The 24,879-nt window shown below is 37.8% G+C and carries 23 protein-coding genes and 1 pseudogene; 10 read left to right on the forward strand and 14 right to left on the reverse strand.

Annotated elements, in window-relative coordinates; genetic code table 11:
• Positions 1-39: 39 nt before the first annotated feature.
• Both LRP84_RS05665 and LRP84_RS05670 read right to left on the reverse strand, forming a co-directional pair.
• Entirely contained in the window at positions 40-2,901 is a 2,862-nt protein-coding gene (locus LRP84_RS05665; RefSeq protein ID WP_230574187.1) for an ATP-binding protein, read from the reverse strand.
• A complete protein-coding gene (locus LRP84_RS05670) occupies positions 2,898-4,139 on the reverse strand; it encodes a metallophosphoesterase family protein (RefSeq protein WP_230574188.1) in 1,242 nt (413 codons plus the stop codon). The genes LRP84_RS05665 and LRP84_RS05670 overlap by 4 nt, the downstream gene beginning before the upstream one ends.
• A gap of 436 nt (positions 4,140-4,575) precedes the next feature.
• Between LRP84_RS05670 and LRP84_RS05675 the strand changes: the two genes are divergently transcribed.
• A complete protein-coding gene (locus LRP84_RS05675; RefSeq protein WP_230574189.1) occupies positions 4,576-4,761 on the forward strand; it encodes a YhzD family protein in 186 nt (61 codons plus the stop codon).
• A 26-nt stretch (positions 4,762-4,787) separates the two neighbouring features.
• On the opposite strand, the gene LRP84_RS05680 is transcribed toward LRP84_RS05675, so the two are convergent.
• Positions 4,788-5,147 (reverse strand): hypothetical protein, encoded by a 360-nt coding sequence (locus LRP84_RS05680; protein WP_230574190.1) that lies wholly within the window; start codon positions 5,145-5,147, stop codon positions 4,788-4,790.
• A gap of 139 nt (positions 5,148-5,286) precedes the next feature.
• Here LRP84_RS05680 and LRP84_RS05685 point away from each other — a divergent pair, with 139 nt between their 5' ends.
• On the forward strand, positions 5,287-5,427 hold the full coding sequence (locus LRP84_RS05685) for a YflJ family protein (RefSeq protein WP_230574191.1): 141 nt from the start codon (positions 5,287-5,289) through the stop codon (positions 5,425-5,427).
• 186 nt (positions 5,428-5,613) lie between these two features.
• Here LRP84_RS05685 and LRP84_RS05690 read toward each other — a convergent pair whose 3' ends face one another.
• Both LRP84_RS05690 and LRP84_RS05695 read right to left on the reverse strand, forming a co-directional pair.
• Complete coding sequence (locus tag LRP84_RS05690; protein WP_230574192.1) at positions 5,614-5,997, reverse strand: hypothetical protein; 384 nt, start codon at positions 5,995-5,997, stop codon at positions 5,614-5,616.
• Position 5,998: 1 nt separating this feature from the next.
• Positions 5,999-7,195, reverse strand: coding sequence for an alpha/beta hydrolase family protein (locus LRP84_RS05695; protein WP_230574193.1), 1,197 nt, complete (start codon positions 7,193-7,195; stop codon positions 5,999-6,001).
• Positions 7,196-7,252: 57 nt separating this feature from the next.
• On the opposite strand from LRP84_RS05695, the gene LRP84_RS05700 reads away from it, so the two are divergent.
• The 5 genes from LRP84_RS05700 (at position 7,253) to LRP84_RS05720 (ending at position 10,109) form a co-directional block, all read left to right on the forward strand.
• Entirely contained in the window at positions 7,253-7,639 is a 387-nt protein-coding gene (locus LRP84_RS05700) for a DUF1433 domain-containing protein (protein WP_230574194.1), read from the forward strand.
• An 83-nt stretch (positions 7,640-7,722) separates the two neighbouring features.
• The gene (locus LRP84_RS05705) at positions 7,723-8,106 is read left to right on the forward strand and encodes a DUF1433 domain-containing protein (RefSeq protein ID WP_230574195.1); all 384 of its coding nucleotides are present in this window, start codon (positions 7,723-7,725) and stop codon (positions 8,104-8,106) included.
• 564 nt (positions 8,107-8,670) lie between these two features.
• Entirely contained in the window at positions 8,671-9,057 is a 387-nt protein-coding gene (locus LRP84_RS05710) for a VOC family protein (protein ID WP_230574196.1), read from the forward strand.
• A 360-nt stretch (positions 9,058-9,417) separates the two neighbouring features.
• Entirely contained in the window at positions 9,418-9,570 is a 153-nt protein-coding gene (locus LRP84_RS05715; RefSeq protein ID WP_230574197.1) for a YflJ family protein, read from the forward strand.
• 182 nt (positions 9,571-9,752) lie between these two features.
• Entirely contained in the window at positions 9,753-10,109 is a 357-nt protein-coding gene (locus tag LRP84_RS05720; RefSeq protein ID WP_230574198.1) for a DUF805 domain-containing protein, read from the forward strand.
• 133 nt (positions 10,110-10,242) lie between these two features.
• Here LRP84_RS05720 and LRP84_RS05725 read toward each other — a convergent pair whose 3' ends face one another.
• A complete protein-coding gene (locus tag LRP84_RS05725; protein WP_230574199.1) occupies positions 10,243-12,732 on the reverse strand; it encodes a bifunctional YncE family protein/alkaline phosphatase family protein in 2,490 nt (829 codons plus the stop codon).
• A 36-nt stretch (positions 12,733-12,768) separates the two neighbouring features.
• Positions 12,769-15,900: an efflux RND transporter permease subunit gene (locus LRP84_RS05730; protein WP_230574200.1), complete on the reverse strand. Its 3,132-nt coding sequence runs from the start codon at positions 15,898-15,900 to the stop codon at positions 12,769-12,771.
• A gap of 467 nt (positions 15,901-16,367) precedes the next feature.
• On the opposite strand from LRP84_RS05730, the pseudogene LRP84_RS05735 reads away from it, so the two are divergent.
• Positions 16,368-16,538, forward strand: a pseudogene (locus LRP84_RS05735) (IS6 family transposase); the annotation flags it as partial.
• A 182-nt stretch (positions 16,539-16,720) separates the two neighbouring features.
• On the opposite strand, the gene LRP84_RS05740 reads toward LRP84_RS05735, so the two are convergent.
• The 3 genes from LRP84_RS05740 to LRP84_RS05750 all read right to left on the reverse strand — a co-directional run bounded on the left by LRP84_RS05740 (position 16,721) and on the right by LRP84_RS05750 (position 19,787).
• Positions 16,721-18,199: a WD40/YVTN/BNR-like repeat-containing protein gene (locus tag LRP84_RS05740; RefSeq protein WP_230574201.1), complete on the reverse strand. Its 1,479-nt coding sequence runs from the start codon at positions 18,197-18,199 to the stop codon at positions 16,721-16,723.
• Positions 18,200-18,643: 444 nt separating this feature from the next.
• The gene (locus tag LRP84_RS05745; protein WP_230574202.1) at positions 18,644-18,853 is read right to left on the reverse strand and encodes a hypothetical protein; all 210 of its coding nucleotides are present in this window, start codon (positions 18,851-18,853) and stop codon (positions 18,644-18,646) included.
• A 115-nt stretch (positions 18,854-18,968) separates the two neighbouring features.
• On the reverse strand, positions 18,969-19,787 hold the full coding sequence (locus tag LRP84_RS05750) for a MerR family transcriptional regulator (RefSeq protein WP_230574203.1): 819 nt from the start codon (positions 19,785-19,787) through the stop codon (positions 18,969-18,971).
• Between the two features lie 134 nt (positions 19,788-19,921).
• Here LRP84_RS05750 and LRP84_RS05755 point away from each other — a divergent pair, with 134 nt between their 5' ends.
• The gene (locus tag LRP84_RS05755; protein ID WP_230574204.1) at positions 19,922-20,551 is read left to right on the forward strand and encodes a GNAT family N-acetyltransferase; all 630 of its coding nucleotides are present in this window, start codon (positions 19,922-19,924) and stop codon (positions 20,549-20,551) included.
• 78 nt (positions 20,552-20,629) lie between these two features.
• Here the strand turns inward: LRP84_RS05755 and LRP84_RS05760 are convergent, their stop codons facing one another.
• Together LRP84_RS05760 and LRP84_RS05765 are read right to left on the reverse strand one after the other, a co-directional pair.
• The gene (locus tag LRP84_RS05760; protein WP_230574205.1) at positions 20,630-21,226 is read right to left on the reverse strand and encodes a TetR/AcrR family transcriptional regulator; all 597 of its coding nucleotides are present in this window, start codon (positions 21,224-21,226) and stop codon (positions 20,630-20,632) included.
• A 297-nt stretch (positions 21,227-21,523) separates the two neighbouring features.
• A complete protein-coding gene (locus LRP84_RS05765) occupies positions 21,524-22,027 on the reverse strand; it encodes a DinB family protein (protein ID WP_230574206.1) in 504 nt (167 codons plus the stop codon).
• A gap of 438 nt (positions 22,028-22,465) precedes the next feature.
• Here LRP84_RS05765 and LRP84_RS05770 point away from each other — a divergent pair, with 438 nt between their 5' ends.
• Complete coding sequence (locus LRP84_RS05770; RefSeq protein WP_302850573.1) at positions 22,466-22,690, forward strand: hypothetical protein; 225 nt, start codon at positions 22,466-22,468, stop codon at positions 22,688-22,690.
• A gap of 472 nt (positions 22,691-23,162) precedes the next feature.
• Here the strand turns inward: LRP84_RS05770 and LRP84_RS05775 are convergent, their stop codons facing one another.
• Both LRP84_RS05775 and LRP84_RS05780 read right to left on the reverse strand, forming a co-directional pair.
• Entirely contained in the window at positions 23,163-24,641 is a 1,479-nt protein-coding gene (locus LRP84_RS05775; protein ID WP_230574207.1) for a sodium:solute symporter family protein, read from the reverse strand.
• Entirely contained in the window at positions 24,638-24,838 is a 201-nt protein-coding gene (locus tag LRP84_RS05780; protein WP_230574208.1) for a DUF3311 domain-containing protein, read from the reverse strand. Before LRP84_RS05780 ends, LRP84_RS05775 begins: the two co-directional genes overlap by 4 nt.
• Positions 24,839-24,879 lie beyond the last annotated feature (41 nt).

The following is a 24,879-nucleotide window of genomic DNA, read 5'->3' on the forward strand; positions in this document are numbered from 1 at the left end:
ATCGATATTATTAGTATAGCATATTACAGCACTTCTACCTCACTGCTTTAATCGCTGAACTTCATCTTCTTCAAAGAAAGATAAAAGGTGTTTATGACAAGTAAAGAAAATGACTTGCCGTTCTTTCGCTAATTCCTTCATAAGATGCACAGTTCGCTCTGTCCGCAGTACATCAAAATGTACAAAACTATCATCAATAATAAACGGATACTGCCCTTCAAACGTATGCGCTAACGCAAACCGCAGCGATAAATACAGCTGCTCTGCTGTCGCTTGGCTTAATTCATGACTGTAAAAACGAAGTCCATCTTCTCTCTCTACAATAAACGGCTCTTCTGCATCTGGCGAAAAGACTTTTACATATTTTCCACCTGTTAAATACACAAAGTATTCTTCTGCCTTTTGCAAAATGCGCGGCAACTGCACTTCATGATAATACTTCTTCGTTTTTGTTAATACAGCCTTGGCCGCAGCATAAGCAGCCCACTTTTTCACTTGCTCGCGTACTTGTGATTTTTTCAATTCCCATTCATGAAGCACATCACCGTACGTACGACCATCTTCTAACTGGGAGATATCAAGACGCAGAGCTGCCAGTGTATTCGTCAATTCTTTTTCCTCGCGCATGAATTGTTCTAGCTGCTCTTGCTCTTTTTGGCGCTCTTCTTCGTAGCCTTCTAAACGGTAACCAGTCTCCAGCGCCGCAGTCATTAATCGTCCTTCCAACAAATCCATTTGCGGAATTAATCGATCAAGCTGCTGCTGCTTTTCTTCAATCTGCGCCGCTTGCTTTGCCGCAGTCAAAAAGGCCTCTTCATCAGCAGCTCCGGTAACATCCCAAAGTTGCTGACGTTCTTCTAAGAAATGATGAAGTTGCTGTTGCACTGCAGCTTGCTCTTCTTTCCACGCAGCATCCTTTTCTTCCAGCTGCTTTTTCTGCAATTGCTTTTCCTTTTCTTTCTGCACATCTTTACTCATACCATACAAAAATAACGACGGTGTATCCACGTTTCTTTCTGTAGAAACAGTTAGCTTCATTAGTTTATGTTCAAACTGCGAAATCATGTCTTCCTGCAGTTCTTTTCGTTCTTGCAGCTTTGCTAACTCACGATACAATTGCTGCATCTTTTCAATCCGTTCAAACGCCGGCAATATGTGAGCGTATGTAAAATGATCTGGCAGTGCGTACATCTCTTTATACGATTTTACCTGCTCATTCACCTGAAACAAATCATTCTCCCACTCGTCATACTCAGAAAGAACGCGTTCATATCCGCGCTCAATTTGCTTTAACTTAAATTCTTCGCGTTCAAGTAACTTGCGTACTTCATCATCTTTCTCCAGGCGATACCTTAGTTCAAGCGCTTCATTACTTTCATGTCCACCTAACTCAGACCCTTTAGAAGCAGAGCCCATATACATCACATACAAAACGACAAGGCCAATTAAAAGAAAGACTCCAACAAACAATAACTTGCGATTATCCATTAAAACGCCCGCAAGCAGCAGCAAAGCATTCATAACGAACAGTACCATCGCAGCTTTATTCATCTGCGGTGCGGTGTTACTTCGTTTCTGTCTTTGCCCTCTTTGCTGGGACGCTGCACTTTGCGCTTTTGGCAAATGTCTCTCCCGTTCTTCCTCAGACATCGTTTGCGCCTTGAGCCTGTTAACCGCTTCCTCTTGTTCCTCTAACTGTTCCTGTCCTGTTTTAAATCTTTCATCTAACTGTTGTTTTCGCTTCTCTAACTCTTTTGCTTGCTGCATTATTTGCGTAATTGTTTCCTTCATAGCCAAGCTCGTACTGAAAGAAAGAACGTCCTCACGCTCAAACACTATCCCGATTTGCTGCTGCAAATCTTGTATTTCTTCCTCTATATGTGAAATGCGTCCTGTCAAATCCCGCACTTCTTGCAGCGCCGTTTCATAAGACATATGCTGCAAACGAAGCTCTTCTACATACATATCTTGCTGAAGCAATTCTTCATTTACTTGCAATGCTTCTATTTCAGTTTGAGCTGCATTCAATTTCTTTTGCAGCGCATCTTCCTGCAACTGAAGTGGTTCAAGTCGTGCTTTTACTGCTTCATAACGCTTTAGACCATCAACTGGAAACGTATGTCCCTCGTGTTGTTCTAAAAAGCGTTCACACGCACGTTTTTCCAAAAAGAGCGGCTGCAACGCTTCCAGCACTTCATAATCTTGCTTTCGTTTTCCTGCTTCTTGCTGCTCTGTACGAATGACTGTAAGACGTTCTTCGATACTCTTTTTCTTTTTCACAAGCTCTTCATACGCCGCAATCTTTCCTTGCCAATCCGCCAGCTGATCTTGCAGCTTTTTTAGCTCCTGCAATGCGACATTAATTTCGGGCTTACGGCCATTTGGCTTAAAACGCTGCTCCATTTCTTTTTCAAGCATTTTTTCGAGTCGTAATAACCCGTCGCTGCCAACTGCACTTGCTGAAAATAAATAATTGCCAATATCGTTTTCTCCGATGTGGTGAATATTTTGCAAACCGTGCATATCAAATGAAAAAACAGAATCAAACAATTGCTCATTCATTCCATTTAACAGCTGCTTTAAAACATCTTCACCGCCTGTTTTTCCGTCCGCAAAATAAACCGTCACTTCCCCGGCCGCTGTTTTCGGAAGACGTTCAATTTTTAATCGTCCATATTCTTCGGTGAAAACCGTAATTGCACCGCCGTATTTCCCGCCTTCTTTCGGCTCATAACGGCGCTGCCCTCTTGTCGGAAAACCAAATAGTATGCTCTTCATAAACGAACGGATCGTTGACTTACCCGCTTCATTTTCTCCGTACAATACTGTAAGCATGGAAAGGTTCAGCTCGACATTTTCCAATTTTCCATATCCGTAAATATGAAGCTTTTCAATTCTCATGCTTTTCTCCTTTCTTGCTCTAGTAATTGCTCTAAAATAATATTCTCGGCGCCCTTTTGAATCTCTTTCTTTTCTTCCTCAGAAAATGAATGAAGCACCTTCCTCGCAACCGGCGAAGTCCAAATCATCCGCAGCACCTCATCCATACTAGAAAATGACTCAAGCTCCTGCAGCACATTCCCAATAAAATGATTCTCTTTCTTCAACTTCTCAATTTCCGCAAACGAAATTGTTTCATTCTTCCATTTCACGACGTGTACAAAACTACTGCGCTCTTCGCCTGACGAGACAATATGAAGGATTTCCTCTACGCGCTTCTCATCACGTAAATAAGAAGCAAGCGGACCTTGTCCTGTAAACGTCATCGTCACAAGCAAACCTTCCTCTTCTCTTCGAACACCGTTCATACTCTCTGTACATGCATGAATAAGATCATCAACTGTCTCTAGCTCATCAATGTTGATAGAAATCTCATCCCAAACAACATCTGCCGTACTAAAAAATGCCAGTTCCGTCCCTCGCTTAGACAAGGAAACAACATACGCACCTTTCTCTCCTGTTTCCTTTCGGTGCCGCCCTTGAATATTGCCAGGATACACGATGCACGGTTCTTCTGCTAACACTTCACGTTTATGTATATGACCAAGCGCCCAGTAATCAAACTGCTTTTCCTTCAATTCACGAATTTGAAACGGCGCGTATCGATTATGCTCGGCGTCTCCTTCCACGCTTCCATGAAGCATACCGATATGAAACGGTGCACCCGTCATCTTTTTATATTGCTCTGTCATATTATCGGTCACGGCTTGCTGCTGATAACTAAATCCGTAGATGGAGGCAAGCAGCTCCCCGTTTTTATAAAATGATTTTTCTTCTATATAAGGCTCTGTAAAAATATGTACATTACTCGGAAACTCAATTGCCGCCCAGCTTCCTCCTAAATGATCATGATTGCCGTGAATCACATATGCCGGAATATCATACTGCGCCAAACGCTTCATTTGCTCACGAACAAACACTTGCGCCCGCAAACTTCTCGTTTCTGCATCATACAAATCACCCGCAAGTAAAACAAAATCGACCTGCTCTTGAATCGCTTTATCAACAATGCGCGCAAACGAACGAAACGTACTTTCCTTCATTCTTTCCCATATAAAAGCTGGCACATTCAATTCCATCCCTTTAAACGGACTATCCAAATGCAAATCTGCCGCATGAATAAACTTTACTTCTTTCACAACGTAACGTCCTTTCTCCGTCATACTCTGCTCAATCTAACATGAATAAGAGCCGACTCACAATATATCGACGCAAATGCATCATTTATCGGCGCTTTTTCTAATATATCGGCGCAATAGCACCATTTATCGGCGTTTCGACACAATATAAAGTGAAACTTCCATCAGTGACGCTTTTCTCACTGATGGTTAGTTGAACCAATCGGGCTTTTACGGGCAGTTTTCTTCCCCGTGCTTCTCCAGCCTTTACTGCCCGTTAATGCGGGATAAAGACCTATCGACCATATTCGACATACGAGTAGAAGCACCTAAAATACGAGTAGGCAAAGTTTCACTTTATTTTAGCATGATATGTCACATATTTCTTTTGCATAATCGCTCGTTTTATGACACAATAGTTATAACATTCTGATTATTTATTTTGGAGGGAATTTTCATGGGCGTATACACACTAACAGTTTTCGAAAAAGACGGTTCCAAAGTACTAGACGAATCATTTGAGGCTGCCACTGAAACAGAAGCAAAATCAAAAGGCGAAACCCTTTTACAAGAAAAACAATTGTATGACCATACCCATCGCTGCACATCTTCAAGCGGAAAGCTTGTATTATTCCAGCGCTAAAAAAGAAGCGTCAGAACGCTTCTTTTTTACACTATATCTTCTTCACACCACAGAAACACAACTTCTACGATTCGATTACCTAATCGAACGCGCTTATTCCACATTCCTGCTTGAATAAGGCGCTTTAACTCATCCTTCATTTTATCCGTCCAATCAAGAATACTCTCTTTCTTATCATACGGATAAATACTTGGAAACTCTTCATGCAAGAGACGCAAACTTTCCGCATCCAGATGAAAATGAAAAAAATAATTCGCAGTAAGAGAAGGCTCCTGCAATTGTAAAAACTGGTGGTCAATTTGCTTTTTATTGCGATAAAACGTAAAAATATTGACCTTCCCACTCGTAATTTGATCAATTTGAATTTCGTGCTTTTCAATAATCACGCTGTTCAATCCACCTCAACATATACTACTTCTAGTATATATGTCTTTGACGGAGAAGTTAACTACTTTCATATGGAAATTCATCATTCCGCCAAAAAATACAATCAGAACAACTCAAAACAAGAAAGGAAGCGATTATATGCATTTCGGTAGCAAAGGTTGGTACGTAAATGAGTTAAAAAAATTAGGTATCCGTACTTATGAAGGTAGAAAACTAGAGTCATATCGTACGCATATTTTGGCTGGGTTGCTTGAGAAGGTTAAGAAACAGTCGGCTTAATGTAAAGAAGCTCCTTCTTAAGTGGAAGGAGCTTTTTCATTGAAATTCTTATATCTTCAATCATTTCTAGAATACGACTGCATACTAGTTTGTTATAAACTGACATCGCAGCTCCTCTCTTTTCACTTTTTCCATCACACAAAAATCACCTTGTGAATTTTAAATAAAGTATGCTAAATTGAACTCTTATTTTTTACCGCAGCTATCGTCTAAATCATACTGCTTTGAGATTAGTTGATTGCGAATTTTATCTAATTGTCCACTTATTGATTTTTTTATTTCATTACCTGTGCGGCTTTCAAAACTTTGATTTAACTCTACAGCCTTTCCTGTTAATTCTTTACATACATCATGAAATAAATCATGATTTTTCCGAAGGATATATTGCTCTTCATCTATAATTTGATTTATTTTAAACGATACTTCTGTTTTTAAAAACGTTCGCTGCATTTCTGTTTCCAAGTGTTTTTTAGCAGCTTGTAATTCATCTATAACATGCGTTGCAACATCTTTTGCTGTATTTTCAATTTCCTTTTCAATCTTTTTAATTTCCCCTATAAAATCAACCACGTTATCTCCTCACTAATCCTGTAAAGTTGGTCGCTAATTCATTATCTTTATCTCGTAATGATTTCGCTGCATAAGCAATATCTTCTCCCAAATAGCCTAAATCTCTTTGTTCTTTTCGCAAAAGATAAATTAACTCTTCTGCCAAATCCACATCATAAAAATAATCTATTCCGTTTCTTCTTGCTTTGGCGATCTCAGCAATCGCTTTGTCTACATCATACTCACTTAACAAATGGTATTTTCCGCCTGGTCCTGTCTCATACTTCAATTTTCTCTTTAACTCCATAATTGCTTCTTCTTCTCTTCTTTGAAATTCTTCTATATTTCGTGCAATATCTAATAATTTATCGCTTACTGCTTGGATTTCTCTTGCTTGTCTAATAATTTCTTCGGGTTCAAATTTTAATTGAACACCTCCATTTGAGTGGAACATACCCTCAAATGTATTCATCGGATGTTCTCCCATGAATACTACAGCAAGAATTTTATCTAATTTCCCGTTACCTTTTACTGTATATTGCTTTCCGATTATAGGTGCTCCAAATTGTGCAAAGTTTCCTACTGCATCTTTCCTATGTGTATAATCAACAACCTTATGATCCATCTCTCCAGAATCTACACGTTTCTTCGCCTCTGGACTTAGTAATCGATATATATTAGGCGCGGCATATGTAGTTGCATAAAAATTTCGTTCTGTCGCTACATATTGAGCTAATCCAGCACCTAAACTATGGCCTGTAGCATGAACAAAAGTTGGATGGTATTTTTCATTTACTTTATCTACCCAATTTATTGCAGTATCGAATTGTGTTTCCTTATTTGATTTTTCTAATTGAGTTGGATATACACCATTTCTTTTCACTTGAAGATTCTTTTGATTTCCGAGAAAAACTTGATTAGTGTCTGCAGTTAAATCACCATCAAATTTACCAAACTCTGTTCCACGAAATGCAAATACGATATTTTCATAGTGTACTTTATTCTCTTCATAATCTTCTGCTGGGACTACAGCAATGGCTTGTAAACCATTTTTTACTTTTTGGCGATCTGTATCGATAGATTCTATGACTCTCCAAACCTTACCGTTGCTACCTTTTATTTTTGCACCTTGATGTAACACCTCATTATCATAAACTTGATCTGATAAATTAAAATAATCTTCATCTGTCGCAATTGGATTTTTTTCCAATTCATTCATATATCTCAACTCATTTCATGGTATATTTTAACTATATTTGAGCTAAGGGGTTGGATTATGAAAAAGGTAATTATAATCATATTATCCATTATTTTCATTATAACAGGAGGGTACTTTACTATGGAATACTTCAAACAAAAAGAAAAAAAAGAGCAGTTTTGGAAGGAACAAGAAGTACGGGTAGAAAAGTATATTCATTATAATGTCAAAGATGTTCAATCTATTACTTTTACAGAACAAAGCATAAGTCCTATGGGCGTTCCTAAATTAAAAGGTTATATAAATAATGATAAAGAATTATGGTTTATAGCTAATATTAGTACTACAAAAAATTTCGAAGATAATTTTTCATCTTCTGGAGAATTATATGATAAATACACAAAGAAACCTGAAAAATCCGTATCTGAAATTGAAAAAGAAGAGAAAAAACAAAAACAAGAGTAGTCAAAAAAAGACGCTCTTCTTTTCTACACCATGCTTTAAAAATGAAAAATAGTTAATTAGCTTATAAGTAGCGAGGAATTTCTATGAAGAAAAATATCATTTTGTTTATATCTGTCATGCTTATCATAGCAGGAGGATATTTTACGATGGAATACTTAAAACAAAAAGAAAAAGAAGAAAAGTTTTGGAAAGAACAAGAAGCACGGGTAGAAAAGTATATTCATTATAATATTAAAGACGTAAGATCTATTACCTTTGAAGAACACGGTGTAAGTCCCATGGGAGTTCCTTACCTAAATGGATACATAAATAAGGATACAGAATTGAATTTTAATGCTAATATCATTGATTCAAAAAATTTCGAAGAAAATTTTAACTGTTCCGGAGAATTAGATAAACTTATCCAAAAACCTGATAAGTCAGTATCAGAAATTGAAAAAGAAGAAAAAGAAAAGAAGCATGAGTAGTCAAAAAAGACTACTCTTATTTTGTACGACATATTTTAGAAGAAATTTAAAATAATTGCACATCCTCCAAATGCCATTGTCACTATAAGCCATTCCAGAATCAATTATAAAACCACATATCAATATAACTATGTAACAACCTAAAATGGATAATATAGTTTTATCCCCTATTATAGAAAATACTCTATATTCTCACTTTATGGTTTATGACAACTTCACATTCAACACGTATACTGTTGCTGGTACATACTGCATGAACGGTCCTCAAGAAAGTGTTGACTGACGATACAGTTCGAATAACAGAGCGGGATCGTTCCATTAAAGATGAAGGAATATTGGAATCAGTAACGAATTGTTCGAATGAGTAGTGGTAGTGTCGGCTCTTCGATAAAGTGAAACTTCCGTCAGTGGAGGTTTTCTTCATCCCCCACTGACGGTTAGTTGAACCAATCGGGCTTTTACGGGCAGTTATCTCCTACCTATCTTCCTTGTTCCTCTCTGCTTCTTGAGGTGGGGGTCTTACTGCCCGTTAATGCGGGATAAATTTTTTAGGAGATGATTGATTTGAAGTTGTTGCAAATAAGACTTTTGGTCAAAGATTTTAAGAAAAGTGCCATGTTTTACAGAGATTTATTGGAGTTTCCAGTTAGTTGGTACGAGGAAGACATGGAATATGCGCTTTTCAATAATGGGGATACGAAGATTGAGCTTGTATCTCGAAAAATGATGGCCGAATTGGTCGGAGAGGGAAATAAGCCTTTAGAAGCTGAGTCTCAATCAAGATTCTTGCTTCAATTTGAAGTTGAAGATGTTGATAAGACTTATAACCGTTTCAGAGAAAAAGGAATTGAATTTGTTAATGAACCGCACGATCGTAAGGAATGGCGATCACGTATTGCACATTTTCGCGACCCTGATGACAACTTAATTGAAATATATAAAATGCTGTAATTTGATTGGTCAAAATGAAATTTTATAATCCTAAACACCTTTAATAACACAGTTCGATTTATTTGAACTGTGTTAATTTTATTTGTGAGAGTAGAATTTTTACAGTAAACGAACAAAAAGGACGGTGTTTTTTTACGTATTTCTTCTATGTATTCTTTTTCATTTAAAGTTCTTGTTGTAAACTGGCATCGCAATTCCTCCAATACTTTGATTCTATTATTTTATCACACAAAATTTACCATAACCCTTAAGATACACATATGATATCCGCAGAAAAATCCACACTTTCCGCACGTAAGACAAGATTTCCTTTTCATACTCAAGCATATAATGTTAAAAATTCAAAGGGAGCATGTTCACATGTATTACGGAACAAAAGGCTGGTACGTGTCTGAGTTGAAAAAACTTGGGATTAATTATTATGAGGGGCGGAAGTTGGAGAATTACCGGGCGCATGTTTTGCGGAATTTGTTGTTGAAAGAACAGGAGGAAAGAGAAAAAGAAGATAAATAAGACCTCTACGTTGGCGGCGTAGAGATTAGAGGGCACTCATATAGAGCCAAGAGAAACCTTAAGAAATTAAGGTTTTTTTCTATAGAATTGAGGTTTTCCTTTTATTGTCTAGACAGTATTACCAAGAAATGCTATATTACCATTTTATAATTATTATTAAGCTAAAAAAGGAGGAACCTTGCATGCAATGGTATTTACAAGCATTTAAAAACTATGCAGGATTTCAAGGGAGAGCTCGTCGTAAAGAATACTGGATGTTTTTCCTTTTTAACTTCATTATCACTATTGTAATGGAGGTCCTTGCGGCAATGTCAGGTGTATTTTTAATATTTTTCTTACTTTATGCTGTCGCAATCATATTACCATCCTTAGCCGTTGGTGCCCGCAGATTGCACGATACCGGAAAAAGCGGATGGTGGCAACTGCTGAGCCTTATTCCTTTCGTTGGTGGTATCGTTCTCATTATATTCTTTTGCCAGGATAGTCAAAAAGACGATAACAAATATGGTACAAACCCTAAGGCTGACACAAGCTATTAGGGGTATAAATGAAAAATGACTTGAGTTGCTATATGTGTAGCCTCAAGTCATTTTTCTATTTACTGGATGATTAGCCCCAAAATCAGGCGATAGTTCGGTATTACTAAAGTGGCTGTCGCTTGGCTATACTAATCTACCATTTGAAATTAACTGTGCCCTTATCTTCTGCTTCTTCCGCACCATTGGTCTGTATTGGCTTACGGAAGTTTGATTTTGGTTCAGGCATTTTGCTGTCGGCGCCTTTGACGCTTTTCCAGATAGCTTCGTTAAGCAGCGGTTCAGACGCACTGTCTGAGACCTCAAGATTCATTTGGGCTGATTCGGCGGCCATTGGAGCGTTCCTTGGATTTAGCTCGTCAAGTGACTGCTTTGGAACGATCGCCTTATAAGGTTTAACATTCGGCTTACCCGTAAAGCTATTTACCATCGGAGTTGCTGCTGCGTCAAATTGTGTCATCGGCGGTACTCCAACAATCAATTCCATCGTGCGCAGCATGGAAGTGGTCGTATAGAACGTGGAATCCACCTTGCCCGTTTGCGTATACGGACTGATTACAAGAGCTGGCGTACGGTGAGCGTCAACGTGATCGGAGCCATTTTGCGCATCGTCCTCGGTAACGAAAATCGCTGTATCCTTCCAAAATTCGGAGTTCGAAACAGCTTCTACGATGCGACCTAACGCCAGATCGTTATCCGCCATCATCGCTCTCGCAGTCGGTCTACCTACTGATGTCCCTACGGTATGGTCATTAGGCAATCGGATAAACTGGACAGTTGGCATCTTGTCTGCCTCTTCAAAAGTCTTAAACTCTCTTAACCACTCATCCGCTCTCGCCTGGTCTTTGATGTGCAAACCATCACCTGGGTAAGCGGCATCTGTTTTTGCTGCCAGCTTCGGCATCGTGGAAGGCGCTATGCCGTTTCGAGCATAAAATCCGTAATTGCGATAGTCGATGCCAGCTTGGTCCAGACTGTCCCATAAATAGGCATTCTCAACATTATCGCTTGGTGCCGTAGAAAACTTGTTTTCACCTTCCCAATCATAATCACGTGCCCGTCCACCGTACCAATGAGGCCAAGTCTTTTGCGTATACGAATTGGCCATAGCTGCCGTGGACCAATTCCAGCCATCTGCAGAAACATCGGCATCCGCATAAAAATTGTCGATCGTGACGAATTTGCGGGCCAACTCCCGGTGATTCGGCGCCGACTCATCCCCGAACAGATTCAAGCTTGGATCCCCATTTCCTTTTTCAAAAGAACCAAATACTTGGTCATAAGTCCGGTTTTCCTTCAAAATGTAAATCACATGCTTAATCTCGGAGGGATCCCCGACATGGCGAGGAATAACTTGCTTCGCCTCATTTGAGCTGATGCGAACCTTATCCCGTTCATTAAACCCATTGTTCTCAACCACCTGCTTTGTATACTTGTTAAGCTGCCCTTTGTCCGGCACATCGACGATGGAAAGTGTTCCTTTGGTCATCGATGAGGTTTTTTGATCATCCGGAACACTCTTTTTAATAGTAGGATCTGGGCCATTCGGGTTTGGACCGGCTCCGAATCCTTTAGCGTTGGCCACAAACAGCTGCTCTCCATCCTTGGAAATCTCCACTGCAGACGGATACCAAGCGGTTGGAATCATCCCCTCGATCTTTCCATGTTTCGTATCGATGACGACTACATCGTTATTACCAGCGTTGGCCACATAGAGTTTCTCTCCATCCTCAGAAACGGCCATTGCGTTGGGACTGCTTCCCTCTTGTGCACCTTTGTAAGGAGAGAGATCAATCGTTTGCTGCACCTTGCGGGTCTCGGTGTCAATAACAGAAATGCTATCGCTATCACTGTTGGTAACATACAAAAGTTTTTCATTTGCACTTAACTTCATGGCGCTCGGATGGGAACCGACTTTGATCTGATCCACCGCTTCTCCTGTTACCGTATCGATGACCGAAATCGTATTCCCGCCCCAGTTGCTTACATACGCAAATCCACCGTCATGGGAAAGCTTAACAGTGTAAGGATTATGCCCAACCGGAATCGTTTTGGTAACCTGTCCGGTTTGGACATCAATGATCGACATGGAATCATTCAGGTTATTGGCCACGTACAGGAATTTACCGTCCTTTGAAATGTCCAGTCCCCCCGGGAAGAAATCCACATTTTTCGGTAGTACGATCGGCTGCTTTTCCGTTAGACGCTGTCCCTCGACATCATAGACGCGAATCTTTTGGTTGCCTCCGGTAGTAGCATACACATGTTTACCATCAGGACTATAAGTGACACCCCAAGTCAAGGATTCTGGATATTTGTACTCTAGAGTTTGAATGACTTCCCCGCTCTTCACATCAACGACCATTATGGAATGGATAGATTGTCCACTGTTAGCGTACAAAATGGTTTTTCCATCCGGGCTCATGACTGAAGCGAACGGTTTATCACCCAACTTCACTTGTTTTCCAGCAGGGGTGATGGTCCAACCGTTTGCTGGTTTTTCAATTTGTGCTCCCCAAGGGAATTGGTTATAAGCAGCCAAAGCCGCTGTTCCCCCACCGAATGTCAAACTTACAGCCATAGTTACCCCAATCCACTTCTTCCAATTCTTCCGATTCTTTTGCATATTCTCACTCCTTACCAAGATTTTGTATGTGCAAAACTACATAACTTGTTCAACTTCCACGATTTTTCCTGAATCAAGTGCTGACTTCCGATTCATCCATTCATAAATGATAGGGATGATAAACAGGCTGATGCATGTTGATGTGAACATGCCCCCTACAACCACAATTCCGAGAGTCTGTGTCACAATCGTATCCCCCCCGGACGTAAAACATAGGGGCAAAACCGTTAAGATGGTTGTACCCGCTGTCATTAAAACGGGACGAATCCGTGTCAGTGTGCCTTGCAGTACAGCATCTCGCGGAATCATTCCTTCCCTGAGGTTCCGTTCGATTTTGTCCACAAGTACGATTCCGTTAGTCACAACAATTCCAGTGAGCATCAATAGCCCGACAAATGCGCTCAAATTCCACTCTTTACCGAATAGGATCAGCCCCCATACGGAACCGATTAAGGCTAATGGGATGCAGACGAGAACAGACATTGGAACCTTCCATCCTCGGAAAAAAGTACTAATGATAAGGAGAACCAACAGCGTCGATACTCCCAACGCGATAGCCGCTTCGACCACCATTTGCTTCACCTGTTCCGAAATCCCGCCAAAGGTATACGTAACTCCCGGCGGCATTTGCACATCCTTCAAAATGTGATCCACTTGGTCAGTGACCTCTTTCACATTTCTTGAGATAACATCAGCCGATACGACTGCAAAAGGACGCCCGTCCCGTTCACGGATAACCGGATTGCGAAAATTGTGCTGAAGGGTTGCCAACTTGTTGAGAGCGACAACGCTTCCATCCGCTGCGGTAAAAGTTTCATTAGCTAATGCATCAATGACGTTTTGTCCCGGCAGGACAATGCCATCCGCTGCCACAGGTACGGCTTCCGCTGAGGCGACCGCATCATTTTCCAGGACAATCGGAACTTCCCCAGAATTGATTTGGACCGAGAGCTTTTCCCCTTGAGAAAGATAAGGCTTGATCCGCTCTAGGACATCCTCCATTTTAATTCCAGTACGCTGAAGCTCGTCTCGATTGATGTTTAAAAGATAAATAGAATTGCTGTCATCGTTATCCGCTGCTCCTTCAACACTTAAGCCCTGTACTAACTTCAGCTTGCTTTGGATAACTCGTGCCTGTTGTTCCAGCGTAGCGGTATCCGCTCCTGTAAGGACCACCTTCAACCTCGAGTCGTCCCCGGCGATATTCATATTCGTGACCGTAAACAACGCCTTGCTCGGGATCGCTTTGACTTTTTTGGTCAGTGCCGCCGAGTAGGCTTCCACATCTGTGCCTTTTTTCACCGTGACAGTGATGTTGGCTACATTATTACGTGGAATCCAGCCTCCTCCTTCATCAAACACATCATCAAATTGAGGCAGAAAATTGGAGCCGATCGTAGCCGAAAAGGTATCAATAGCAGGCTCCTTGCCTAACACATCTTCAATTTTTTTCACCTCAGCATTAACCTGGGATAGGGAACTATTTTCCGGGAGCTCTACCTCAATGTTGATTTCCCCCGAGCGTCCCATTGGCAAAACATTGGCGGGCAGGAGCAGTGCTGCAGCCACTGTAACAGAAAAAATCCCTGCACAAACCGCTGTCACTGTCTTCTTGCGTGGCAGTGCCCAACTAAGCATACGGTGAAGAATGTTTTCCATCCGTTTGCTGTCCCCCTTGAGGGAACCTTTATTCAACCAAAATAGCGACAGACCCGGTATCACTACTAGCGACACTACCAAGGAGGTTACTAGCGCGATCACCACCGACCAGGCGAATGTTGAGAATGCGGCACTAATCATCCCTCCAACTAAAGCGATAGGGATAAACACAGCCACCGTTGTTGCCGTTGAAGAAACAATCGCTGGAATCATTTCCTTTACAGCTCCTGCAATGACAGGAATCGTAGCCTTTCTCCCAGTCTCCTTAACCCGACGATAGATATTGTCCAAAATGACAATCGAATCATCGACGACCCGGCCCATCGCCACCACCAGACCGGATACAGTGAGCATATTCAGAGTAATGTCCATTGCCTTCAGAAAGCCCGTTGTCACCAGGAAACAAATTGGCAGCGTCAAGGCGATCAGCAATGTAGCCCGAACATGGCGGAGAAAAACAAAAACACAAATCATGGCAAACAAACTGCCTAATACCCCTTCCTTTAGCAGACCAAAAAGAGACTTTTGAACTTGAGCCCCGTAATCATAAAGGATGTTCATCTGCACGTCTTCGGGCAGTTTCGCCTGAACTTCATTCACCCGTTGTTTGATTCGATCCGATACGTCCGTCACATCGGAAGATGGCGTCTTCAGCACATCGATGAGGACGCTCGGTTTACCGTCCGTTCGCGAAATCGTCTTTAGATCTACCATGCCTTCGGATACATCGGCCACAGAGGAGAGATCTACCGATTTGCCCTCAGCATTGCTTATCTTTATCTGCTTCAGCAGCTCAGGATTGATAGTCTCGCCTGTTACTTGAATCGGAATTAGAGCCTGCTGACTCTGAATCTTTCCTTTCGGCCATACCATATTGGCGGAAGACAACGCCTTCTCGACGTCTTTCAACGTCAGTCCGTTTTTCTTCAATTCATTCATGCGGACCGTTACAACATAACCTTTCTGTCCTGTCCCCGTAAGGCGTACTTCTTTTACCCCCGGAACATACTCCAGCTCCTTTGCTACCTTTGTTTGGATTTCTGTGCGAAGCTGTTTCTCGTCGGTCGTTGTCCCTTCACTTACTAATCCGATTCTCATCATAGGAAAAGAGTGAGTACTGACTCTCGTGACCACCGGCTTTTCGACTCCTGCTGGAAACTGATAACTGTTCAAGGCTTGAATAATCTCCTGTTCCGCCTTTTGCACGTCAAAATTGAGCGGAAAATAAAGACTGGCAAACAACCCTCCATCATAGGAGTTGGTTTCTAAATATTGAAGCCCATCTATTCCTCTCACAGCTTTTTCCACTGTACTTGCAACATCGCTTTTCACCTGATTGGCATCAAAGTTCTCCGCCCTTACCGTAATCATCAAGGTCGAATTGTTAATGGCAGGCATGTAATCACGCTGCATTTGATAAGCTGAAATTCCGCCCCACAGCATAATCAGAAGGATCGACATTATAACCAGCACAGAACGTTTCGTTACTGCTTCTATCAATCGTTCCATCGTTTTTTATCTCCTTCTTTAGCATGTAGAATATCGTCTGCTACCTTTTCCGTTCCGCTCTTTTCATTTTTTATTCGCTCCCCCTTTGTTGCCTTATAAAATATTTTGATTAAAAATACGCTATGAACGTTGATTTATCAATACGACTTCGTTTTATCCCGCATTAACGGGAAGTAAGACCCCCACTGATGGAAGTTTCACTTTATTTTTGGAAAAAAGGTTGATCAAAACCCCTCCGATGTTTCAGACCATATAATTTAGAATAAAGTTCGATTAAAAATGTTCATAAATCTTGTTTTATCAACGTTCTTATAAAATATGTACTGTATTTTAATCAATCTTTTTTATAAACGGTGCAACTTTATTACAAACGGTCGAGCTTTATTTTAAATCCCCCTTCAGAATCAAATTTGCTTTTCTGCTTAATCGTAAGCCACAAAATTTAATAGAGCGTGAATTGAATGTAAAATTTTCGTAATTTTGCAGAAATGATGAAGGAACGAGGATTATCAATGGCTCACACGGCCATTATGCGGTGGGTTCATCAGTATAGTTCTGAATTAGACAAGCGACTTCGTCGTCATCTAAAACGTACAAATGATTCATGGAGAGTACACGAAACGTATATCAAAGTAAAACAATTGCCAAAATGTTTGTAGCAATCTACTTTGTACTTCCTCGCATAGCTGCTTCTTCTCTCTTGCTACATAAATAGATAAATAACCCATGAAGATTTTCTTCATGGGTTATTTATACTTTTCCCTTATTTGTGATACGATTCACCGTTACACCTGCAACAGAGATCATTTTATTTATTTATTTATTTTTTTACTTCTTTTACATATTCCCATGTTTCCCCTTTATCTTTTGATTGATAAAGTGCACTACTATTACCATTGTAATCTCCATCTGATCCTTGTCCAACTAACATATTAAAAACTCCATCTTTCTCATAAGGCATACCTGGAGAATCAAAAGGACTTATTATAGACTGTGTATTATCTAATTTCACTTCATGCGGTGGATAATTTACCTTTTTAAAAGATATGCCCCCATCATCTGTACGATATAACTCTCCCTCAGTACCAGAAGGTCTGACTGCTCCTAAAAATCCAAGTTTATCATTTATAAAAGTTATTCCTGATACACTACCAATTCCTCCAATGAATGGGTCTGTATTTATAACCTCCCATGTTTTACCTCCATCAATAGTCTTGCTTAGTGAATAAAAAGCACTACCTAATGCTTTTTCTGTCATATTTAGTTTATAACCAACTTCTTTTGATAGGTAAAACTGTTCCTTGTTATTCGTTACATCTTGTTGCTTCTCTTTAGAACTCTTTTGCTTGGGATTCGTATTTGGTTTACTCCAATTCGGATCACCTATTAAGTTATATCTAGCAGGTATTATCTCCTTCTCTTTTCCAGGGACAAATATAGATACAGTATATCCAATGATTTCAGAAGTTGCTTCTTCAAGTTTATGCTCCTTACCATTCTCATTAATATTAATAATTCCCTCTGTATTGTATCCCCAATTTCTTTTTCCATAATAAACCAATCCATACTTACTTCCATTCCACTTACTAACTGTTTGCTTAACTGGAATAGCCTTAACCGTTTTAATTAAAGGTTCTACTAGTTTATCATCATCATAATCAGGATTTGCATATCCATTTCGGATTATAGTAATATCTTGTGACTTCTTCTTATCATAAGCTATTAAATAAGTTTCCTCTTTCCCGTGAGCATTTTTTCCATAAACAAATGTATCAAATGCTGTAATTGTTCCATCTGAATTAAATGTAAGGTCGAAATCAGTTGCCATATATAATTTCTTTGGCAAAGTATATTCTTTATTTATATCTTCAAAAATACCTTCTACTCCATATTCATATATATTATTATGTTCAAATTTAACTGATCTTTCATTTTTTAATCTTTCTATAAACCATGCAAGTTTGCCATCATAATTTGTTGCACTTTTATAAATCTTCACCCCATAAAATGATGTGATTACAACAATAATGATAATAGAAATGTATTTCCATGCAGGTAAATTAGTTAATTTTTTAGATTCATATTCTCTATCTTTTATAATTCTCATTGTAGTAAATGTAATTACAGATATAAAAAATACTATACATAATAATAAAATATAAATATTATAATTCATTCTTCCATACTTACAGAATGAAGCTAACTCATAACAAAAAATCCAGTATCCAATTATTAAAATTGGATTTGTTAATAATAATATAAGTATCCTTTTTGCATTTCCTCTAAATATGTAAATCACTCCTAATCAAATTTATTAATTATATTTATCCATATAAAGTATACTTTGTTTTACCAAATATTTGTATAATCCTTTAATCATCCTATTACTTTATTGCATACGAATGAAAGTTAAAGTAACCAGAATTGATATAGTAATGAAACGCAAATAAAAAAGCACTCCATCATGCACAGATGAGCGCTAATTTCTTAATTCTAATTTTTATAAAAATGATTCCGAAAATGACCCATTTTACTTTTTGGAGGAATCATCTCTGGTCACCATATCCTGATAAGTCGCCTGTTCGCTTCCAATCTTGACATCGGCGATAAAAATCTTCCGTTCTTTTACCGGACCAGGTTTCGGTTCGCCGTACTTGAAATCTCTGGAACGGCTATATATGCAGAAGAATTCCAAGTTTCGATTTAAAAATATGAAAAAGTTCGGCATATAACCGAACCTTTTTCATCTGTTTATCACTTCAATAAAAGCTGTATTCCCATTGTTCCTAATTGTAGAATGGAATTTTTGATTTTCTAATGTCTCAGCAACTTGTTCTAATTTTTGTACATCATCATGATGAATGAGTAAACTGTCTGCTCCACTTTCTTCAATGTGGATATGTTCAATATTACCAATGGCTTTGTGTACGGTTTGTAAAAAATCGGGTTTCATAAATAAGGCCTCCTATATTTACAGTTATTTGTTTCTATTATTTCCTTATTTATAAAAAATTAGGCCGGTTGATAAACCAATCTTTGTAATTTTGTTTTTTTAACTTGTATATGTCCTAACCATCAACTAACTCATTATTTTCTATAAACATTTGAATTTGACAACTATAGGATTCTGTATTAAAAAAATCATTAAATAACTCCACTTCAATGAAACTTTTAACTTTTAAATTATGTTCTTTTATATATTTAATTATTTTATTTCTACGCTCCGCTTCATTCTCTTTACTATAGGCTAACGTTAAATACTTTCCCTTTGGTAATATTTTTATATTTTGTTCAACTTCTATATTAGCATTCCCTTGAAATCTACTAAAAACATACCTTGGTTCTACATTCCCCTCTGAATTAAAGCTATATATGATTCCTCTTTCCAGTGACATTTTCTCCTCTTTATCTTGAATGATTTTCTCTAAGTCTGAATAGTAAAGTAACTCCTGTAAACTTCCCACTTCTTTACATGGTGCTACAATTACATAACGCTGTTCAAAGAACTTAATAGATATTTCATCATTATTTAATATATCCTTAGAATTCTCTACCTTCATATGTAAGCTATCAATGGTTTTGATTACTTCTTGCATTTTCTTTATGTTTTCTTCTGCTTCATATCTTTTTAATTGTAAAAATTTTAGTAATTCATCAGTATCACAGTCCTTAAAAATCTCTTGAAGTTCTACTATACTCGTTCTTAACTCTCTACAGCTTTTTATAATATCTATATGAATAAATTGATCTATAGAATAATATCTATAACCTGTTGTTTCATCAATATATTTTGGAATAAGAATCCCCATTTTGTGATAATATCTTAACGCTTTTATTGTAATGTCTTTTATTTTAGCAACTTCCCCAATAGAAAATAAGTTTTTCACCCTAATCACTTCCTTTATATTTTTTCTTACATGATCGTTGACTCTCCTCTTAGGGGAGACCTTATGATCATAATAAGGCATTTACAAGAAAATACGAAATGAAAGTTTACTTATATAACAGGGAGTTTTTAAACATGGATCAAGTAATATACAGAAGCCTAGTTAAAGAAGATTATGAAGCAGTTAAAACATTGATTGGTGAAGCATTTGGCTTCAATGAATTTATTAAGGATAAGAAATTTTTAGATTCAGTATTAAACATCTATCTACAAGGTTGTATTTTAGAAAGTTCATTTAGCAAAGTAGCAGAAAGAAACAATAAGATTATTGGTGTTATTTTAGGCGATTCAAAAAAAGACAAAAATCGTTTAAAGAAAGCTCATAATACTTTAAGTATTGCCTATTCCATGCTTAAAGTACTCATGACTAATAAGGAAAATAAAAAATTCATAAAAGAATTCTCAAAGGTTCAAGATGCATATAAAGAACTTATAAAAGAAAAAGAAGATGATTTTCAAGGTTGTATACAGTTATTTATTGTATCAGGGGAATCTAGAGGTCTTGGGGTTGGAAAATCTCTAATGAATCATTTGCATAATTATATGAAAAGTATGGATGTGGAATCCTTATATCTATATACAGATAATAGATGTAACTATGGATTTTATGACAGCCAAAATTTTGAACGTATAAATGAAAAAGAAGTTTATTTTAATTCAATGCAAGAAAAACTTAATGTATTTTTATACTGTTATGATTTTTAACTAATAGTAAAAACCGTATCACTTATTTGTGATACGGTTCTGCCTAACGGGACAGCCGGTCAATTTTCCGATTTCGTCCTACTTCTGCTTCTCTCCGACCACCCCATAGAAAAACAACTCCATCAATTGATCCATACTCCTCGCTATGCGTTCTCGATTCGCCCCTTTCCAATACCGACCCAGCTCATTTTTGTACATCGTGAAGCACAGCATAATCATCTCTTCTGTTTGATCTCTATGAATGTAGCCCTCTTGCTTTCCAATCGCGACAAACTTCATAAAAAATCGCATGACTTTCTGCTCATTATAACTCTTCAGCCTTTGCATCAACCCACTCACCTCAGAGAATGGGGATTTCTGAAAATTATCCGATAAAATTTGTAAATTTTCAGCTTCCAGCAGCATGATTTCCTTCGTCTTTTCAGGAAAGGAACACGCTGAATCCAGAATCTTCTCATACTGCCCCAACTGTTTGTCCATCCAATTCATAAGCATGTCGGCATAGAGCTGTTCTTTTGTTCCAAAGTATTTATAAATGGTAGCGGGAGAAACCTTCGCATTTTGAGCGATTTCATTCACGCTTACCTTTTGAAAACCATGTTTGGAGAACAATTCAAATGAAGAGCTGTATATTTGCTCAATTTTGTTCTGTTTCCGTCGTTCGAATCCGTTCATATTCTCCACCTCACTTGTAGTGTAGCTCAAGCTTTAGAGTAAATGCAGAAAATGTAAGTTTGTACCGGGGATTCGGATTTGCTCTAAGCAAAGAAACACAAATCGACAAGGTACCCGTATATTGTATGTTCTATCAGAAAAATAGTTCGGGCAACGGAGATTCCGAGATTTCGACTCATTTATATAAATAAAAAAGTGGCCAATTTAATGACCACTTTTACTAACTTGTATGCTTTCATTCAAAATAAAGGTTTCCCTTTATTTGTTGAAGTATGAATCCGTAACTCTATACTATTTCTAAAGTGGTGGATTTTCCACTCCCAAATGAATCCAATCTTCTTTTGGAGGACCATACACTCCAAATGGTTTTATTCCTGCTTGACGCATAAGAATTGTAACTTGTCCACGATGATGAACAATGTGCTTAATTAGCCCCATTAAGATTGTAGCGTTTGACTCCTGTCTTCCAAAGGCTTCTTGTATTTGCTTGAGGGATTCATCTGTCCATTGTTCTTCAATAATTTTGGCTGCATCGATACTTATCTTTTTAAAAGTTTCAGCAATTTCCTTCGCTGAAATTGGTACACTTTCTGCATTTTCTACTCCATCTATCTTCAACCCGAAATGAGCTAAATACTCTGGAATACTTGTTGTAAAATGCCACGCAATTCTCCCCAAAGTACGACCTTCTGGATAAACTTGTTGTTGTAATGATTCATCTGTCAAACCATCCAAAACTTTTTGAGTTAGTAATGCTTCCCTATTCCATTCATTCATAAAGTCTGAAATTGTTACATACATAAATAATTCCTCCACAATCAAATTTTTTCTCGAAATACAGTACAAAATATTCGTTCCTATATTTCAATTTCCTTCTTAAATTAGAACGACTCCTTGATAAACTTGTTCTTTTTTTGTATGTAGTAATTTGTTGCTATAGTTATGAAACGCTTTGCTCACCTTGATAATCAAACAGAACATTTGTTCTCGTTTTTTATTGTATCAAGAATTCAGGAAAACATCAAATTTCAATAATATTCTTTAACAGAGCCAATTTAAATAATCGTTTAGTTTAATTTGTTTATTAAAGTGATCGTTTATAATAAAGTTTGATAATTTGTAAAAAAGTTTGATAAAAAAATCCTATTGTCATGTAAGTTTTTTCTTATTGAACTAAAAAATGTATGCATTTTGTTATAATCTAAAAGCAAATAAAATCAATCATAGGAAGGAAGAAGTATGAATCATATCTTTATTGTTTTAGTAGAATTTTATCCGTCCTGGCTTGCTATGACTCGTGAAGAAAGAGGGAAACGAGCTAATGAGCTTAAAGAAATTACTTTAAAATATCCCGAAGTGCAGGTGCGTTTCTTTGATGCGGAAGCCTTACCTGGAAAGGATTTTACAGATATTATCATTTGTGAAACAAATAATATCAAAAAGTACCATTATATGTGGGAATAAATAAGAGACCACTCTGTATATACTGAAGGGCATATGAAGATTAAAAATGTTATTATGGGAATAGAAGAAGCCTATAAACAGTTTGAAGCAGATTCATTAAATAGTAATTAAAGCAATAATTAACGAGTATTAATATTCAACAAAAAGTAACCTACAATAATCGAATTTTTTATAAAAACTCAATCTAAATTCAAAACCGTAGAATCCATTTTGTTTGTTGCAAAATACACTTTCAATTAATATTTTTGGTCAAACTTTATTTCAAAGCAACAAGTTCATCCCCTTAGCGTACAGGAAATCGGCTTTTTCTTTGTAGAATTTTGCTTAGCGTACGAAATTCGCATTTTGTTAGTGCTACCCCATGCCCATCAAGCTAATATTTTAAAGTACCCCCAAAACAAAAATTTTATCTCACCACAGTTGTCTATGAGAATTCAGGTCATTTTTTTCGTTTTGGGGAACAATTAATTTCTTAACTTGATGGTGATATGGTGGAACCCCTTTTAATCGGTATATGTTTTGAAGCTAAACTTACAATAGTGGTTATTACAATATTCATAAATAATGCTATTGCTCCTGTACTAATGTCGTTAATAGTGTGTGGGACTGTTGGAAAAAAGGTTGCGATTTTTATATTGAAAATCGTAGCATACAATACAATGAGCACTCCTGTAATAATTCCAGTCATTGCGCCATATTTATTAATATAATTTTTTGAGGAAAAGCTAAGGAACAATGCAGGTGCCAATTGTGCGATAAGACTGTATGACATGATGTTTAACAGTGCAAGTGCTGTCCCGCCAAATACTGTGAAGATTAAAGCAGTCAAAGAAAGGATAATGATGAATAGTTTTGAGGCTACTAATTGTTGCTTTTCGGTGGCTTTTGGAAAAATAACATTGTAAACCCCTTTTGTTAAGCCAACAGATGCAGACATTAACATAACAGATGCTGGTACTAAAGCCGTTAGTAAACCAGCTGCTCCAACTATTCCAATGACCCAAGGATCAAATGTTTGAATAGATAATCTTAAAAGAGAAAGATCTCCATCAGCTCCTTGTAAACCCGGGATTTTTATGATAGCTGAAAAGCCAATAAAAAAAACAAAGAGCAATAATATGGTGTATAAAGGTAGGGTAATTGCATTTTTGCGAAGTGCTTTTTCACCATTTGCTGAGAAAACCACAGAGAAAGAAGTCGGTAATAAATAAAAAGAGATTGCATTTAAAAGGATAGTAGAGATAAACCACGGTACACTTAGTCCCTGATTGGCTAACGTTAACAATTCAGGTTTAACAGCCTGAACAGACTTAAACATTTGCTGAATCCCACCAAAATAGTGGATAGGGATGTATAGGCCTAAAAAAATAACTACTCCCAAAATCATAATATCTTTAATCACAGCTGTCCAAGCTGAGCCATGAATACCAGAGAATATTACATATGTTGTAATAACTATTGCACCTATAATACTTGCAACTACTGGTGAAATAGCCCCGTAAGAAGCTTCTGAAACAATAATTCCTAACCCTTTCATTTGTATACAAATATATGGTATGATCGCTAAACTTCCCACAATAGCTACTATAACCCCCATTGCACGACTATCGTATTTAGATGCAAAATAGTCAGGTTGTGAAATAATACCATGTTCTTTACCGTATCTCCAAATTTTAGGTGCAATCCAATAAGATATTATATATGCTAGAAATATATACGTGGGCACATAATATGCAGCAGCACCTTTGGAATACGCCCAACCACTTCCGCCTAGAAAAGTAAAAGTCGTATAAACCTCTCCAGCTATTAATAGAAATACGAACAAGGTTCCAAAACCTCTGCCCCCAACTGCAAATTGCTGCAAATTCATCTTTTTTCCTCTTCTTGCTGCTATCCCTAAATAAAGAGATAGGATTAAGAAAATAAAAATAATAAATAATGATATATTCATTCTGTCTCCCCCCCTTGATTATCAGGATCAAGCTTATAAACAATGGTTAAAATAATCGAAGAAAGTACCATCCAAAATACAATCCAAAATAAAAGAAAAGGCATTCCTAACACGTAAGGCTCAATTCTATTTGCAAATGGCAAGAATCCTACAACCCCTATAAAAGGGATTAAGAGCAAGAGTTTAATATATTTCAAAATATGCTCGACCTCCTATTTCATAGTTTGAATTTTTATGG

Source organism: Bacillus rhizoplanae (assembly GCF_917563915.1).
In the GTDB taxonomy this organism is placed as follows: Bacteria; Bacillota; Bacilli; order Bacillales; family Bacillaceae_G; genus Bacillus_A; species Bacillus_A rhizoplanae.

Coding starts and splice junctions, on each gene's coding strand:
- LRP84_RS05665 (WP_230574187.1), bottom strand. CDS start 2,901: ATGAGAATTGAAAAGCTTCATATTTACGGATATGGAAAATTGGAAAAT.
- LRP84_RS05675 (WP_230574189.1), top strand. CDS start 4,576: ATGGGCGTATACACACTAACAGTTTTCGAAAAAGACGGTTCCAAAGTA.
- LRP84_RS05685 (WP_230574191.1), top strand. CDS start 5,287: ATGCATTTCGGTAGCAAAGGTTGGTACGTAAATGAGTTAAAAAAATTA.
- LRP84_RS05695 (WP_230574193.1), bottom strand. CDS start 7,195: ATGAATGAATTGGAAAAAAATCCAATTGCGACAGATGAAGATTATTTT.
- LRP84_RS05700 (WP_230574194.1), top strand. CDS start 7,253: ATGAAAAAGGTAATTATAATCATATTATCCATTATTTTCATTATAACA.
- LRP84_RS05705 (WP_230574195.1), top strand. CDS start 7,723: ATGAAGAAAAATATCATTTTGTTTATATCTGTCATGCTTATCATAGCA.
- LRP84_RS05715 (WP_230574197.1), top strand. CDS start 9,418: ATGTATTACGGAACAAAAGGCTGGTACGTGTCTGAGTTGAAAAAACTT.
- LRP84_RS05720 (WP_230574198.1), top strand. CDS start 9,753: ATGCAATGGTATTTACAAGCATTTAAAAACTATGCAGGATTTCAAGGG.
- LRP84_RS05725 (WP_230574199.1), bottom strand. CDS start 12,732: ATGCAAAAGAATCGGAAGAATTGGAAGAAGTGGATTGGGGTAACTATG.
- LRP84_RS05730 (WP_230574200.1), bottom strand. CDS start 15,900: ATGGAACGATTGATAGAAGCAGTAACGAAACGTTCTGTGCTGGTTATA.
- LRP84_RS05745 (WP_230574202.1), bottom strand. CDS start 18,853: ATGAAACCCGATTTTTTACAAACCGTACACAAAGCCATTGGTAATATT.
- LRP84_RS05755 (WP_230574204.1), top strand. CDS start 19,922: ATGGATCAAGTAATATACAGAAGCCTAGTTAAAGAAGATTATGAAGCA.
- LRP84_RS05760 (WP_230574205.1), bottom strand. CDS start 21,226: ATGAACGGATTCGAACGACGGAAACAGAACAAAATTGAGCAAATATAC.
- LRP84_RS05765 (WP_230574206.1), bottom strand. CDS start 22,027: ATGTATGTAACAATTTCAGACTTTATGAATGAATGGAATAGGGAAGCA.
- LRP84_RS05770 (WP_302850573.1), top strand. CDS start 22,466: ATGAATCATATCTTTATTGTTTTAGTAGAATTTTATCCGTCCTGGCTT.
- LRP84_RS05775 (WP_230574207.1), bottom strand. CDS start 24,641: ATGAATATATCATTATTTATTATTTTTATTTTCTTAATCCTATCTCTT.